The sequence below is a fragment of the Blautia sp. CGZ-1-C1 genome (assembly GCF_056504575.1).
Genome location: NZ_JBWLUT010000094.1, coordinates 1 through 15,194, shown reverse-complemented (window position 1 = coordinate 15,194; position 15,194 = coordinate 1). Strand labels below are relative to the sequence as shown.

The 15,194-nt window shown below is 39.1% G+C and carries 17 protein-coding genes and 1 pseudogene; 13 read left to right on the top strand and 5 right to left on the bottom strand.

Going from position 1 to position 15,194, the window contains the following annotated elements:
• The 8 genes from AC058W_RS08180 to AC058W_RS08145 form a co-directional block, all read left to right on the top strand.
• The coding region (locus AC058W_RS08180) for a TnpV protein (protein ID WP_479389948.1) at nucleotides 1-196 on the top strand (196 nt) is incomplete at its 5' end.
• A gap of 119 nt (nucleotides 197-315) precedes the next feature.
• Nucleotides 316-1,635: a DUF5906 domain-containing protein gene (locus AC058W_RS08175; RefSeq protein WP_479389947.1), complete on the top strand. Its 1,320-nt coding sequence runs from the start codon at nucleotides 316-318 to the stop codon at nucleotides 1,633-1,635.
• Nucleotides 1,636-1,643: 8 nt separating this feature from the next.
• On the top strand, nucleotides 1,644-2,144 hold the full coding sequence (locus AC058W_RS08170; protein ID WP_479389946.1) for a primase-like DNA-binding domain-containing protein: 501 nt from the start codon (nucleotides 1,644-1,646) through the stop codon (nucleotides 2,142-2,144).
• A 194-nt stretch (nucleotides 2,145-2,338) separates the two neighbouring features.
• Nucleotides 2,339-3,283: a ParM/StbA family protein gene (locus AC058W_RS08165; RefSeq protein ID WP_173792273.1), complete on the top strand. Its 945-nt coding sequence runs from the start codon at nucleotides 2,339-2,341 to the stop codon at nucleotides 3,281-3,283.
• On the top strand, nucleotides 3,280-3,732 hold the full coding sequence (locus AC058W_RS08160; protein ID WP_117674288.1) for a hypothetical protein: 453 nt from the start codon (nucleotides 3,280-3,282) through the stop codon (nucleotides 3,730-3,732). The genes AC058W_RS08165 and AC058W_RS08160 overlap by 4 nt, the downstream gene beginning before the upstream one ends.
• Before the next feature lie 821 nt (nucleotides 3,733-4,553).
• Nucleotides 4,554-4,934 carry a plasmid mobilization protein gene (locus AC058W_RS08155; protein WP_181976052.1) on the top strand — a complete coding sequence of 127 codons (381 nt, stop codon included), beginning with the start codon at nucleotides 4,554-4,556 and terminating at the stop codon, nucleotides 4,932-4,934.
• Nucleotides 4,935-5,063: 129 nt separating this feature from the next.
• A complete protein-coding gene (locus tag AC058W_RS08150; RefSeq protein ID WP_479389945.1) occupies nucleotides 5,064-6,125 on the top strand; it encodes a relaxase/mobilization nuclease domain-containing protein in 1,062 nt (353 codons plus the stop codon).
• Nucleotides 6,058-6,786 (top strand): DUF6040 family protein, encoded by a 729-nt coding sequence (locus AC058W_RS08145; RefSeq protein WP_479389944.1) that lies wholly within the window; start codon nucleotides 6,058-6,060, stop codon nucleotides 6,784-6,786. The genes AC058W_RS08150 and AC058W_RS08145 overlap by 68 nt, the downstream gene beginning before the upstream one ends.
• 41 nt (nucleotides 6,787-6,827) lie before the next feature.
• Here AC058W_RS08145 and AC058W_RS08140 read toward each other — a convergent pair.
• From AC058W_RS08140 to AC058W_RS08125, 4 genes and pseudogenes are all read right to left on the bottom strand, one after another.
• A pseudogene (locus tag AC058W_RS08140) lies at nucleotides 6,828-6,896 on the bottom strand (hypothetical protein); the annotation flags it as partial.
• A gap of 139 nt (nucleotides 6,897-7,035) precedes the next feature.
• Entirely contained in the window at nucleotides 7,036-7,665 is a 630-nt protein-coding gene (locus AC058W_RS08135; protein WP_479389943.1) for an ABC-2 transporter permease, read from the bottom strand.
• Entirely contained in the window at nucleotides 7,662-8,519 is an 858-nt protein-coding gene (locus tag AC058W_RS08130) for an ABC transporter ATP-binding protein (protein WP_118775053.1), read from the bottom strand. The genes AC058W_RS08135 and AC058W_RS08130 overlap by 4 nt, the downstream gene beginning before the upstream one ends.
• A gap of 11 nt (nucleotides 8,520-8,530) precedes the next feature.
• Entirely contained in the window at nucleotides 8,531-8,902 is a 372-nt protein-coding gene (locus AC058W_RS08125) for a GntR family transcriptional regulator (RefSeq protein ID WP_008706402.1), read from the bottom strand.
• A gap of 323 nt (nucleotides 8,903-9,225) precedes the next feature.
• On the opposite strand from AC058W_RS08125, the gene AC058W_RS08120 reads away from it, so the two are divergent.
• The gene (locus AC058W_RS08120; RefSeq protein ID WP_117674290.1) at nucleotides 9,226-9,444 is read left to right on the top strand and encodes a hypothetical protein; all 219 of its coding nucleotides are present in this window, start codon (nucleotides 9,226-9,228) and stop codon (nucleotides 9,442-9,444) included.
• Between the two features lie 95 nt (nucleotides 9,445-9,539).
• Here the strand turns inward: AC058W_RS08120 and AC058W_RS08115 are convergent, their stop codons facing one another.
• Nucleotides 9,540-10,091 (bottom strand): helix-turn-helix domain-containing protein, encoded by a 552-nt coding sequence (locus AC058W_RS08115; protein ID WP_015541859.1) that lies wholly within the window; start codon nucleotides 10,089-10,091, stop codon nucleotides 9,540-9,542.
• 644 nt (nucleotides 10,092-10,735) lie between these two features.
• On the opposite strand from AC058W_RS08115, the gene AC058W_RS08110 reads away from it, so the two are divergent.
• The 4 genes from AC058W_RS08110 to AC058W_RS08095 all read left to right on the top strand — a co-directional run.
• A complete protein-coding gene (locus AC058W_RS08110; protein ID WP_008369874.1) occupies nucleotides 10,736-10,981 on the top strand; it encodes a DUF6870 family protein in 246 nt (81 codons plus the stop codon).
• A gap of 129 nt (nucleotides 10,982-11,110) precedes the next feature.
• The gene (locus AC058W_RS08105) at nucleotides 11,111-12,784 is read left to right on the top strand and encodes a recombinase family protein (protein ID WP_015541860.1); all 1,674 of its coding nucleotides are present in this window, start codon (nucleotides 11,111-11,113) and stop codon (nucleotides 12,782-12,784) included.
• Nucleotides 12,785-14,440 (top strand): recombinase family protein, encoded by a 1,656-nt coding sequence (locus AC058W_RS08100; protein WP_015541861.1) that lies wholly within the window; start codon nucleotides 12,785-12,787, stop codon nucleotides 14,438-14,440.
• The coding region (locus tag AC058W_RS08095; protein WP_479389942.1) for a recombinase family protein at nucleotides 14,433-15,194 on the top strand (762 nt) is incomplete at its 3' end. The genes AC058W_RS08100 and AC058W_RS08095, both read left to right, overlap by 8 nt.

Genomic DNA, 15,194 nt, shown 5'->3' with positions numbered 1-15,194 from the left:
ACAGGATACCATTGGAGAGCATCTTCTGGAAGTGGACAAGGCAGCTAGGGAACGGGAGGAGGTAATTCTGAAACAGTTGGAAGAAAAAGAACCGCTGCCGGATAAGGAGAAAGACCAGATGGCATGGGTAAGAGCTGCCAATCAGCACAGAGCGATTGCGGAGGAGATTATTCTCAAGGAATTGATTTATGTATAAGGATTGCCAGTAACTAATCTGGCAGTAACTGATAAAAATAGAATATTGTGAGCGAAGTAAGGCGTGAGTCATAAAATATGGCTTGCGTCTTTTTCTTTGCCTGAAAGGAAGTGATAAGTTTGAACAAGAAGTTTTTGAAGCATTATATGGAAACCAATCCGGAAGGGACAGCACAGACCTATATCTTTCTGGTGGACAATCAGGATATAGCGTTGAATATTGTGATGTCAGGTTATCAGGCACTTTGTCTGGTGCAGGAAGATGATGGGTATTATTTCAGTGCAGATTCCTTTATAGAGGAAATGAGGTCTATTCAATTTACTGGAAGCTGTCAGAGTGCCTATCATTATGTGTCTGCCTGTACGGTGAAGTGGATGAATGATAAGTTACAGACATTTTTCAAAGACGCTGGTCTCGACGGAAAAGCAGGCTGGCAGTTGTTCAAAGAGAAAGAGTATCTTGGCAAACTGGATAATCAGAAAGAAGTTGAGAAATTACTGGAACAGTATATTCTGCGTTTTGAACGAGATCCGAGAGAAGAACCGGAACTGAGTCGTTTTCACTTATTTGATGCAAAAGGAAATGTGAAAGGTGTCCGGGATATGGAGATTGTAGATTATCTGGTGGAGAATGTTCAGTTTTTTGTGGTAGGAATCACACCGTATTATTATGAGCATGGCGTTTTCATGGAAGACCATGATGGGGTAAGAATGAAATACCGTATCCAGAAGCTGATCTATCGAGATCAGGTACAGAGTGGAGTGATCAAAAGAATCTATAATCTGCTGATCACACAGCCAAAAGTTCACCGAGAGGCATATGAACTAAATAAACAGCCTGTGCGGTGGATCAACTTCAAAAATGGATATTATGATCCGGTTACGGGTGAAATGCTGGAACACAATCCGGATTATCTGACAATCAATCAGATACCATTTCCCTATTATCCAGAGGATTGTGAGCAGGTGTTACAAGGTGGAGAAAATATCAAAAAGTATCTTGCATCTTCTCTTCCGAACAAAGAAGAACAGCAGACATTCTGGGAGTATTTTGGATACTGCATGACACAGGATACGCAGTTTCAGAAATTCCTTACACTGAAAGGAAATGGTGGAACAGGAAAGTCGGTGGCAGTATCGCTGATCCAGTATGTGGTTGGAATCACCAATATGTCCAGCATTTCTTTACAGGATTTGAACAAACGATTCTATGCGACTGGAATGTACGGAAAGCTACTAAATGCCTGTGCGGATATTCCATGTAAAGCAATGGAGAACACAGATGTATTAAAGAAAGCAGTCGGTGAAGATACACTGATCTATGAGAAAAAGGGACAGGATGCAATCCATTTTCACTCTTATGAAAGTTACTCTTTTCTACCAATGAAATGCCGCAGAATCTTGAGGATAAGTCGGATGCTTTTTATCGCAGACTACTGATTCTTGATATGAACCGGGTAGTAAAAAGTGGTGAAAAAGATCTGCATTTAAAGGAAAAGGTACAGTCAGAATCCGATTATGCGATTCATATGGCTATGATTGCACTGAAAGAATTGTATGAACAGGGAAAGTTCACGGAGAGCGAACACAGCAAAGAATGTGTAAGAGAAGTGCAACGGACGTCAGATAGTATCTGTGCTTTTATTGATGAGTCATTGGTGCATGTCAAAGGAAAACGTCTGAAACGAAGTGAAGTGTTCCATATGTATGAGGAATACTGCAAAGAGAATGGCAGACAGGGGCATGGTAAATCCAACTTTTTCAGGAATATGACAGATAAAGGTTTCCTTCTGAAGCAGTACAATGGTGAGTTTTATTATCAGGATATTGCAGTTAAGGAAGAAGATTTTTGTCCTGTAGATCCAGAAGAAAGAATACCTTTTGAAGAAACAGATACAGATTATAAACAGTTACAGTTAAATATGAATCAGGGAATTAAGGGCATTTAGGGCAAAATAAGCAAAAAGAAATGTTACCGGAGCAGGAGAAATAACAAAGATAGCTGCCAGAGTACATAAAATTTTGCTTTTTTTACACTGACTGCCCTTTTTATGTATCAACATTTTAGCTGATACAAATATAGGTTTTTTCCGAATTTGGGAAAAAGTCAAAAATAAACATTAAGAAAGTATGAGGTATGATTATGAGAATGATGAAAAACAACAATAATGAGACAGTTACAGTGATCGGGATTGATCATGGTTATGGAAACATGAAAACTGCTACCAGATGCTTTCCATCCGGTGTAGCCAGATATGACAAGGAGCCAATCTTTCAGAACAATCTTCTTGTTTACAATGGCATGTATTACCAGATCGGAGAGGAACACAAGGAGTTCTGTGCAGAGAAAACGCAGGATGAGGACTATTATGTGCTGACACTGGCAGCTATTGCAAGGGAACTGGATGGGAAAGGTATGAACCGGGCAACGGTACATATCGCAGCCGGACTTCCCCTTACCTGGGTAGCTACACAGAAAGAAGATTTTCAGAAATATCTTCTCCAGAATGAAAGTGTGGATTTTATATTCCGCAATAAAGAGTATCATGTAGAGTATGCAGGCGCTGATATTTACCCACAGGGATTTGCAGCAGCCTTTTACCGCTTACAGGATTTCAAAGGAATCAACATGCTTGTGGATATTGGAAACGGAACTATGAACATCATGTATATCAACAATTCCCGTCCATTAGAGAAGAAATGCTTTACAGAGAAATATGGAACACATCAGTGTGTGCTTGCTGTAAGGGAATCCCTGCTGAAAGAACTGGGAACAGTGGTGGACGATCTGGTGATTGAGCAGGTGATCCGTACTGGTACAGCAGATATTGGTGAGAAATATCTGACAGTCATTCGTAAAGCTGCCGGAGATTATACGAAAGAAATCTTCCATAAGCTGAGAGAACGGGAATACAATCCGGAATTGATGCGTCTGTATGTGGTAGGCGGTGGAGGTTGTATGATCCAGAATTTTGGAGAATATGACAAGAGCCGGGTGACAATTGTACGGGACATCTGTGCCACAGCGAAAGGCTATGAAGCAATGACCGTAAGGAAAATCCAGAGAAACGGAGGGATGCTTGTATGAGAAAAGAACGGAAAATCATCAACACAAATATCCGTTTAAATCTTTGTGATGAACAGGACAGACAGGCATGGGAATATTTGCAGACGATGGACAGGGAAAAATATAAATCGTACACCAGAGCAGTTGTAGTTGCTTTAAACGATTATTTTTCCAGAGAGTACAGGAATGAAGCAGATCCGTATCTGGAAACCAGAGAAAAGGAAGATGCTTTTCTGGAAAGAGTGGAAACAGCTATCCGGGATGGAGTAAAAGAATCCGTCCCGATGGCTATGGCGAAGAACCTGCTGGAAATGCTTGTACCGTTTGTAAAAGAATCGGTAGGAGAAATTAATCTGCCGGAAAGAACACTAACAATGGAGAAAACGGATGGAGAGATCGCAGAGGATAATCCGGACTGGGAGAAAGAAGCTGATATGGATGCAGCATTGGATTTTGCAGACAGTTTTTAGATGGTTATGAAATAGCAGTAAGAGGAAAACAGACTGACAGTAAGGAATAGCTTTACAAAAATAGAATAGCAGAAAAAGACAATGGCAGTGGTGGCATTTCAGACATTATGAATTGAAGAAATGTTTATGACTGCTATTTTTATGTCTTTTAGCAGAAATGGAAAGAGATCCAGAAAAAGAAAGGTAGAAATAAAAGGAAAATATAACAGAAAAGCGTTGGCAGATGGGTGGATTGAACAAGCAAGGCGAAGAAAAGAATAGAGTGCCGGATACGGCACATGATTGTCCGATACTTCGCATCGGAGTGATGCATGAACAGCCTGTTTCAGAAAGAGAAAATCTATCGAAATGGGAGCTTTTCTCTTTCTTCCACAGTCTGTCCCTGCACCACAAAACCACCGTCATCTCCATTTTGATCTGATAATGTAGGGTGGAAAATATGGCTTGGTGGGTGTCGGTTCAGTGGTGGGGCGATGACAGGCAAGTTTCGCAAAGTGGCAAGTCACTCTGCACCGGAGCCAGCCTTTGGGCTGTTCCTAAACTTGCCAGAGGGCTCTGCCCCTGGAACCCCGGCACGTCAATGGCGTAAGTATTCCTGCGAAATGTCCACCGGACATTCCTACGGAACATTTACTGATTGACTAGGGTTTCACCCTGCACCCACCAAAGGGGCGTTGTCTTCGCTCCACTTCGGTCGGTGCTAAACGGACATCCACTGGATGTCCAGCACCCTTATGGAATCCCTTTATTGGTTTATCAGCCAGAATATCGTATCTGTCAATAAAGAATGAAAATTAAGCAAAGAAAGGAGCAGAAAGCCTATGAGAAAACGAAATCATACAGTAACCATACGGATGAATAAAGCAGAATATGATCTGCTTCAAAACAAGGTGAAAGAATCAGGAAGAACACAACAGGAAGTTGTGATAAAAGCAATCGCAGACTTGAAGATAGCATCGGCAGAGGAAATAGAAGAACTGAAAAGACTGAACCAGATGTTTGCGGATATCCTTTGTCAGCTCCGGGGAGCTACGACAAATATCAACCAGATTGCAAGAAAACTGCATACAGATGGAGAAATCCCAAACGACAGTATGTTGTATTTCCTCAATAAAAATATTCTCAAGTATCGGAAGGAGAGTGAAAGGATATGGCAGTTAATAAGACGATTAATAAGCGGACAAATACACATGGAGCAATGAGAAATTGTATTGAATATGTTTTACGGCAGGACAAGACAAGTGAGCTGCTTGACTTATGTAACAGGCCCGTACTGTCACAATGAAATTAATTATGATCTAGTGTACAGAACCTTTTTGGAAGAAAAGAAGATGTGGAATAAAGATACAGGGAGAATGTATGCCCACAACATTATTTCCTGGCATAAGGATGAGCAGATCACCCCGGAGCAGGCATTTGAATTTGGAAAAGAGTTTGCAGAAAATTGGTTCAGTGGATTCCAGACCTTAGTGGCTGTGCATAAGGATAAAGACCATGTCCACTGCCATTTGGTTACTAATTCAGTGAGTTATGAAGATGGGAGAAAGCTACATAACACCAGAAAAGATCTGGAACGTATGAAACAGCTTACCAATCAGATGTGCCGGGAACGAGGACTGACAGTTGCCGAGAAAGGAAAGCACTTTGATGGAAGCCAGATTGAAAAAGGGGAAGTCATTGCGTGGAGCAAAGATAAATATAACCTGTTCCGTCAACAGGTAAAGGACAGTTTTGTAGCGGATTGTGCAATGGCGGTATTAAAGGCACTGGAAAATTGTATCAGCAAAGAAAAGTTTATAGAAAAAATGAAACAGTTTGGATGGAACGTAAACTGGACAGAGAAACGGAAGCACATCACTTTTCAGAACCAGGATGGGAAGAAAGTGCGAGACAGCAATTTGTCAAAAACATTCCATCTGGACATCAGCAAGGAGGGATTGGAGAATGAATTTGATAGAAATAGGCAAAAAGACAGAGATTCAGCCAACAGAGACAGCAGAGCAGACGAAGAACTCAGAAACTATTACAGAGAGCTTGACGCAGCCATTGCAGACACCAGAGGAATCACCAATCAAGCTCAAAGTGGAGAGGGATATTCTCGTACAGAGTTTCAAGAAAGCGAAAGAGTTCATGCGAACACAGAAAAAGCAGATACAGACACTGGAAGAAGAGAAACAGACGATCTTATCCGACAGGCAGAGATTGCGAGAAGAAGTTCGGAAATCAACCGTAGAAATTCAGCGTCTAACAACAGAACTGTCCGAAACGCAGAAGCTGAATCAATCGCTTCAGCAGAGCAACGACGATCTGAGGAACAGGAATGGTTTGAAGAGCAGGAGCGAGCAAGAGCAGCTCGAAGAAGAAATAAGAGACGTTCGGGACCAGAACTCTAAACTTCAGATACAGGTGAATAAATCATCTGTTGAAGCAGTAGATGAAGCACAGAAGAAACAGAAAGAAGCAGAGAAAAAGATGGAACAGGCAGAAACAAAGGCCCGTAACGAAAAGAAACGGGCAGAGCTGGAAATCCGTAAAGCGAAAAAAGAAGTAAAAGCCAGAACCGAAAAAATGAGGGATACGGAATATTTTTGGGGAATGGGATACATTACGGTAATCCTGTTTGTAATTATACAGAACGGTGCTTTTCAAAATGATTTCATAGATTTTTTCAGGACTCCATTCATGTGGTATTTTCAATTTTGTGAATGGTTGGCACATCCAACCTATGATAACGGATTTAACCAGAAAATAGCATATACATGTGGAGAAGCATGGGTTATCAGAATTCTGGCAATCGTAGCTGTCCTTCTCATAGTGGTAATTATAATGGCGATAATTATGGAAATAATAAAGAAATACAAAAAAATGTGGGATAAAATTTCACAGATGTTTTTAATCGGAAGTCTTTCGGGGATAGCAGTACTTGGAGATGTAATTAGAGAATATCTGCCAGTGAATTTGATTTTGACATTTGGATTTATCAATGTGGGAATCATGCTGCTTAAAATGTATTTTCAGAAGAAGTTTGAAGAAAAAAGCCATCACTATGATTAGGAAAATACAAAAGCCGATAACCACAGTTCAAGAACTGTGTATTATCGGCTCTGCGGCTGTGCGTCTGGCGTTTTAATAGCAGTTATATGGAATTGTTCAATGTCGATTAGGCATTCGCTTTTGCACTTCGGACAAAAGAGTGGAAAATTTTGTCACCGGCTCATTTTCTCAGATTTTGTCGCGAGTTTTATTTCCGTAGACAGGGAAACGCACCCACTCGACACTTACTTTTATTTGCGTCTCTACTTTTTATTTTTTCCTTGAATATCCTATAACACTAACAAAATACGATGCAACTACTATACCCAAAACAAAAATAGCAATCAACATAGGATTTTTAACCAAATTTTGAGTAACGTAGTCCATATCTTTTGATATTTTACTTACGAAAAAGATAACGAGAAGTGTGCAAATCATTCTCACATACTGAACGCTCATATAGCCAAACCACTGTGCTATTGCTAAACATATAGAACACCATAAAACAGGTAGTGCTATTGCAATGGCGAGTAGACAAACCGAAAACTGGCTAAGTGTAAAATTATGATAAACCACATAACGAATGATATAAATCATAACTGTACCCATTATACTAATCGGAACAAGAAGCAAGCTAGTCAAATACTTACTGAAAATGATTTGGTACTTACTCATCGGCAAGGTTAATTCATATTGTTTCCATGAAGTCAATCCATCATAGGTCATGGTCATCATTAAGTGCATACCGATAAAAAGTGAAAAAAAAGCCGATGACATAATTGAGTAAACTTCATTCTCTCCGAAGAATGAAATTGCTATTACAAAAAAATACATTACAAAAATGACTTTTTTATTCATTTTCTTCATAAGCAATAAATCCTTAAAAACCAATCCTTTCATTTGACACCTCCTTTGATATAGAACAGCATAATGTCCTCAATAGAAGCATTATCAACAATTAGATTTTGGTATCTTTTTTTTGCAGCTACTTTGTCATGTATTAAGCATTCCACGCTAAGATTTGTTTCTCGACAACATACATAGTCATCTGGTGAAACAGTATTAAATTCTGATTTTTTACAGCGTATAATTCCATAATTATAAATGAGGTCATCTTTCTTTTCCTCAAAAATAATTTTTCCATTATGAATCAGAATTACATAGTCAGCAACCTTTTGTATGTCAGAGGTTATATGTGTAGAGAACAAAATAGAGTGTTCTTCATCTTGAATAAATTCTAAAAAAATGTCCAAAATTTCATCTCGTACAACAGGATCTAACCCTGTTGTTGCTTCGTCTAAAATCAGAATCTGGGGCCTATGCGATAGTGCACAAATAATTGACAATTTCATCTTCATACCTTTTGAAAGTTGCCCTATTGATTTATTTAATGGAACATCAAGGCGTTTCATATATTCTTCAAACAAATTCATATCCCATGTTTTATAAGATCCCGAAAGGATTTGGGCAATATCTTTTGCATTTAAGACGGAATGGAATTTACATTCGTCAAAAACAACACCAATGTTTTCTTTATGCAAATAAGAATGATTTTGTTTACCCAATATTCTTATTTCACCCGCATCCAACTTCAACTGGTCTAAAATTAAATTGATAGTTGTACTTTTTCCAGCACCATTTTCTCCTATGAAACCCACAATACGTCCTGTAGGAACTGTAAATGAAATATGATCTAACATAAAATCATCAAATTTTTTAGTCACATTTTTTACAACAATACTGTTCTGTTCCATAATTCCACCTCTCATTCTTCAAAAAATAGTTTTAGAATATTAGCCATTTGCTCATAGCTGATACCATGGGTACGACCGATTATAGCAACCTTTTCTAAAAGTTCTTCCGCTATTCGTAGTTGTTCTTCTTGAATAAATTCTTTATTTGGTGATGCAACAAAACTACCTTTTCCCGATACGGTTTCGATAAACCCATCTCGAGTTAAATCTTCGTAAGCTCGTTGAACAGTAATAACACTTATATGCAGGTCTTTTGCCAGTGCACGCATGGAAGGCAGGGCTTCTCCGGCAGATAGGGTACCATTCATGATTAAACTCTTGATCTGCATAGCAATTTGTTCATAAATAGGCTTATCACTACTATTACTTATGATAATTTCCATTCTAATTTCCTCTCACCACCTTCTGATATATGCGTACTTATACGATATGTACAGTGTATATGATAGTGTCAGAAATGTCAATAAAGTAATCCTACAATTCATTAAAATATACCATATAAAGTTTTCAAAAAATCAGCGTAATCCAACCTGTCAACCGGCATAACAAGGTTATTTCTTTGTGCAAATCAGCACGATAATGATAGGATGAGCGATGATAAATTAAGAACTTCTGGCTCCATGGAACGAAATCGTCAAAGCTGAAATCGAACGTCGTGCAAACGAATCAAATTGATCATATGTGAATTGTCAAGGTGCTCCGGCTATTGAAAAGTAGTCGGGGATTTTTTCTATCGTATCTAAAAATTAAGCGGTTACCATATATTCAGATTGGCAGTGAAGTAGTTGTTAAAGAATATCCAGATAGACGGGAATATGCTGTTTGGGAAGAGGTGCTTAATGCTTGTTTGAAAGAAAAATATATTGAAAGAAAAAGCGAAGCGATTTGTGTAATTACAAATGCTGGCTATAAAGTAGTTGAGTGATGAAAAATACATATAGCAGAAGAGCATTAGATTAAAAAAGAATAGTAACTCCCCATTATTGGAATATTTTCCAGTTTTGGGGAGCATTGTATTTGCTATATTCGCCATTTTTTCTTAGGTTCATATTTTCCACAACCATCACAGGTCTGCGGCCAGTTGATTTTCCATTCAAAATATTCATCTCTGGTAATTGTACCAGATTTCAATTCTTCTTTTCTGATAATCCATTCTTTCATAAAATCATTCAGAACCCCATAGTTGAACCATAGACCAACAGGTGGATGAGCAGGCCAGTTATCAGAATCGTGATAACGGACAGCGGTATCCTCATTAGAATTGCACTTTTCGATTGGATAGGTTTCTAACTGGAAGAGGTTGATTGCTGCCGGGTTAAATTCATCAATCCAGAATAGAATTTCCATAAGTTCCGAAGCATCCATAGTAGTAGGTTCGTGCAGTGCCAGCGGATTCACGTCCAGAATCTTAGCCATTTCAGTTACCAGATCTTTGCGGGGAACCCGGTAATTCGTTTCATATTGGGCAAGGCGGTTTGCGCCTTTATCGCCCCAACCGAGGGCGGCTCCAAGTTCTGCCTGTGTCATATTTCGGAATGTCCGGATTTTTTTTATTTTATCACCGATTGTCATATCAGATTTCCAACTTTCTTTTTGATAAATCCATTTTACTACCAAAAACAGGGAATGTAAACAGAAAGATTCGCATTGAAGCGAATAAAACACTTGACATTCGCATTAAAGCGAATTAAAATGACGGTACAATAAGGTTCGCATTAAAGCGAAACAAAAGAGGCGAATGTAAATTTTTTATGAATTTTTCAAAAAAGGGTGTCAAAAGTGCCTCTGTAACGCCTTATTAGTGAGAGGATTTTTTTGAAGCGAACAACATTTTGGTGTTTCCAGGCTGTAATAAGTGAAAGGATATTCAAAAAACTCTCTTTTGTACCTTGAAAACTGCAAGAGCTGTATAATCTGATTCCACAGATGCCATAACCCTGTAAATGATTTTACAGGCGAGCGTCGAAGATACTCCGGAAACGGCTGGTAAGTTTGCGAGGAAGCTACCAGCATTCAGAAATACTTTGATAGAGGTCAGATGTAACGCTGACAACAGATTATACGAATGGAAGCCAATACGCTGAACAGAATACAAAATGCTATAGATATCTGGATAACTGGAGAAAAGAGGAAGAAAGATAAGGTGATGCGGTTGAGAAAATTGTAGGTATAGGACGACTTATACAAAGAATATGTTGGAAAAAGAGGTGAGCATCATGGTGAATCAGTCAGTAATAGATTCCAGTGTTGATCTGGAGCAGTTAAAGGACATTGAAGATTTAATTCCTGATATGGATAAAGCTATTTCTGAGAAAGTGGAAACTTTTCTGGATAAATCCGGCGATCAGCCGTATGCTCACATGAATGAAGGGTATGTGGTGGTCGTGGAAATGACCGGAGAAATGGATGCCACAGATGCCATTAGCGATTATCTTAGAAAAAGAACGGAGTTGATGTATTAGATGCAAGTCTTGAAAAAATATCTTGCGAAGCTACAGATGTTATGTTAATGTGAGGTCAGGGAAAATGAACGTGATACATGGTTTCTGACTTCAAATTCAATGGAATAAGTAAGTTGGGAGCGATGTAAAATGGAACAGATGCAAATGAATATGCCAGATATATACGATGCTGCATTGTATCTTCGATTATCGAAAGATGATATGGAAGAGGGCGATGTGAAGTCAGAGAGCAACAGCATTGCAAATCAGAGAGAGTTACTTCGGAGCTTTGTAAAAAGCCAGCCGGATATTCAGATCTTTGATATATATGTGGATGACGGATACTCAGGAGGAAATTTTGACCGACCTGAGTTTAAACGAATGACAACTGATATAGAAGCTGGAAAAGTAAACTGCGTGATTGTAAAAGACTTATCCAGATTCGGAAGAGAGTATATAGAAGCCGGGCGATGGATTGAAAAGACCTACCCGGCTTTAAATGTGCGTTTTATTTCAGTTACAGACCAGTTTGACAGTAAAACAGCAGATTTTTCAGAAAAGTCATTTGTTGTTCCAATCAAAAATTTTGTAAATGAAAGCTATTGCCGGGACATTTCCGGTAAAGTGCGAAGCCACCAGAAAATCAAACGTGAAAAAGGTGAATTTATTGGAGCATTTGCCCCGTATGGTTACTGCAAAGATCCGGAGAATAAGAACTGTCTGGTGATTGATTCTTATGCAGCGGATATTGTAAGAAAAATATTTTCATGGAAAATTGATGGATTCAGTCTTGGAGCAATCGCAGAAAAACTGAATGTACGTTATGTGCAGTCTCCAAAAGAATATAAAAAGGCAAATGGCGAGAATTATAATTCTGGATTTCACAGCTCAGACACACCGAAATGGTCGGCAGTGCAGATTAAAAGGATTCTAACCAACGAGGTTTACATTGGAAACATGGTACAGGGCAAGCAGGAACGAATCAGCTATAAAGTAAAGCAACGCCTGGATAAGCCAGAATCAGAGTGGGTGAAAGTAGAAAATACGCATCCGGCAATCATCAGGCAGAATGATTTTGATGTGGTGCAGAAGTTACTCCAATATGATGGCAGAGCATCGAAAACATCAGACAGTGCAAACTTTTTTGGGGGATTTGTGTTTTGTGGAGATTGCAAGACCCCGATGATACGCAGGGTAAATCAGTATAAGGGGAAGAAAAAAGCTTTTTATATCTGCCAGATAAAGAATAAAGGTGGAGATTGTACCAGACACAGTATTCCGGAAGAGGTGCTGAAAAGGATTGTATTGAAAGAGATTCAGGCATATACAGCACTTTTTATAGACTATCAGATGATTATGGAAGAACTTTGTGAGATGCAAGTTAGTTACGATCAGGTAATCGGTTATGATACACAGATTAGTAAGTTGCAGGAAGAATATAACCGTTATTACAGTCTGAAAGCATCTTTGGGTGATGACTTGAAAGAGGGACTGATCAGCAAAGCGGAGTTCGATGATTTTCGGGAAAGTTATGGAAGAAAATGTGAAGAACTGGAGCAGATGATTGAGAATCAGAAAAAGCTGATAAAGCAAATGTTTGAGGGTGGAGTGTCTGCAACCGTTCAGTTGGAGGACTGGAAGAAATCACTGGAAATCAAAGAATTGGATCGCACATTGCTGGCACTGACCGTAGATAAAATCTATATTTATGAAAACAAGCAAATTAAAATTCACATCCGCTATCAGGATATGATTGAGAAGATGAAAGTCATAAGACGGTTTTATGCGGAACACAGGACAGAATGCAGGAAAGAGGTGGGATAAATGGCAAGAACAGCAAAAAGATATAAGAAAAACACAGAGAAGAAGATTCCTGGTATTCTGGTATGTATGGCTGCAATTTATGCCAGATTATCCGTAGACAATGATGAAAAAAAGTCAGAATCTATTGAAACACAGGTTACGCTGATAAAAGAATTCATTCAGAAGCACAATGAAAATCCGGACAAAGAGTATGAGATTGCTGTATATGATATTTATTCTGATTTGGGAAAAACCGGAACAAATTTTGACAGACCGGGATTTGAACGGATGATGAATGATGTCAGGGCAGGTAAACTAAACTGTATTCTGGTAAAGGATTTCTCACGATTTGGAAGAAATTATATCGAAACTGGAAACTATCTGGAAAAGATTCTTCCTTTTATGAAAGTGCGGTTTATTTCTGTATGTGACAACTATGATTCATTTGCACCGGATGCCAAGAATCAGGAATTATCCATGAATATCAAGAATCTGGTGAATGATGCTTATGCGAAAGACATTTCCGCAAAAGAACGGGCAGCGAAACGTATTGCACAGAAAAATGGTGAGTATGTGGGATCTACAGCTCCATATGGATATTGTGTGGAAAAGATAAATGGAATTTATAAGTTGATGGTGGAACCGGAAGCTGCAAAGATTGTCCGCAGGATTTTTGAAGAATATGCTTCGGGAGATGGCATACAGAGCATTATTGACAGGCTGTTTGAGGATAGGGTACATCGGATTTCAGATTATAACCAATATCATCATGTGTACTGTCAGGATGGAGAGAACCTTCATCAGTGGGGGAATTCTTCGATACGTGCAGTGCTGAACCGAAATAATTATTATGGTGATCTGGTTCAGAGGAAATACGAATCCAGATTTCAAAGAGGGGAAAAATGGTGTGACATATTGGACGAGAGCCAGTGGATTATTACGCCAAATGCCCATGAACCGATTATCAGCCGAGAACTGTTTGAAAAAGCACAGGTCAGGCTAAAAGCAGCACAACAGAAAGCAACAAAAACTACTGCAGGGTGGGAAGATGATGAAAGAGCATTTTACAATGTATTCTATTGTGGTGATTGTAAGCGGAAAATGTGTACACGTAGATACAGAGGCAATGTGTATTACTTTTGCAATGCTGCCTGGTATCGGGATGAAAGAAAATGTAGTCACAAATCTATTTCCGAAGAGAAGTTGCAGAAAATTGTCCGTTCGGAGCTGACCAGACAGTTTCAGTTATCTGGATTGCGGAAAAAGGATATGTCTGCTATAAGCAGTGCGGTATTTCTTTCCAAAATCAATGAGATTCAAACTGAGATCAGAAAACTGAATATAGATATGGAAAGACGTTCAGAAAAACTGGCACAGGCATTTATGAAATATAAAGAGGGTGAACTTTCCAAAGAAGCCTATATAGAAATGAAAGATGACCGTAATAGCTGGAAAGAGTTCTGCGAAGAGAGAAAGAAGTCTTTAGAGCAGACCATACGAAAGCTGGAAAAACAGCAGAAAGAAGAAGCCAGATTTTTACGAAGCCTGCTGGAGCTGGATGGGACAACCAGAATCAATGCGGAACTTGCAGAAGGCTTGATTGAAAGTATGTATCTATATGGTGATGGCAAACTGGAAATCAACTTCGGGTTTAAGGGGGTGGTAGAACATGAGTGATCAGAAACTGATTATTGGATATTACCGCCTTTCCATGGAAGATGACTCAGAGGAAGAAAGTAACAGCATTATTAATCAGAGAAAACTGGTAAAAGATTATATTTCCAATATTCCTGAACTGGTGGCTATGCCCTTTCAGGAGTTCTACGACGATGGATATTCTGGTTCCAGTATGGAACGTCCGGCAATTAAGCAGGTTCTGGAACTTGCCAGGGAGAATAAAGTGCAGTGTATCGTAGTAAAAGATTTTTCACGTTTTGCCAGAAACTATATTGAGATGGGAACTTATCTGGAACAGATTTTTCCATTCCTGGGAGTACGATTTATTTCTATTTCAGACCGATATGATTCTAAAGATTATAAAGGAAAGAGTTCAGACATCGAAGTACAGTTTAAAGGATTGATCGCAGACTTCTATGTGAAAGATCAGTCTGTAAAGGTAAAGGCAGCAGTCAGCACCAGACGGGGAAAAGGTGAGTATTGTTGTGGTTCTGCACCTTATGGGTATCGAATCAATCCAGAAAATAAGAAAGAACTGGTGATTGTAGAGGACGAAGCGGAAGTGATTCGCAGAGTATTTGAACTGACCAATCAGCGATATTCCAAGATGGAGATTTGTAAGTTATTCAATGAAGAGGGTGTATTGACTCCCTTGCAGTCTATGAGCAGACGACAGAAATCAGACAGCAAGAAAGCTGCATCAAGAGGATTGCAGTGGACGAGTGATATGATACGGAAGATTGTGGATGATAAG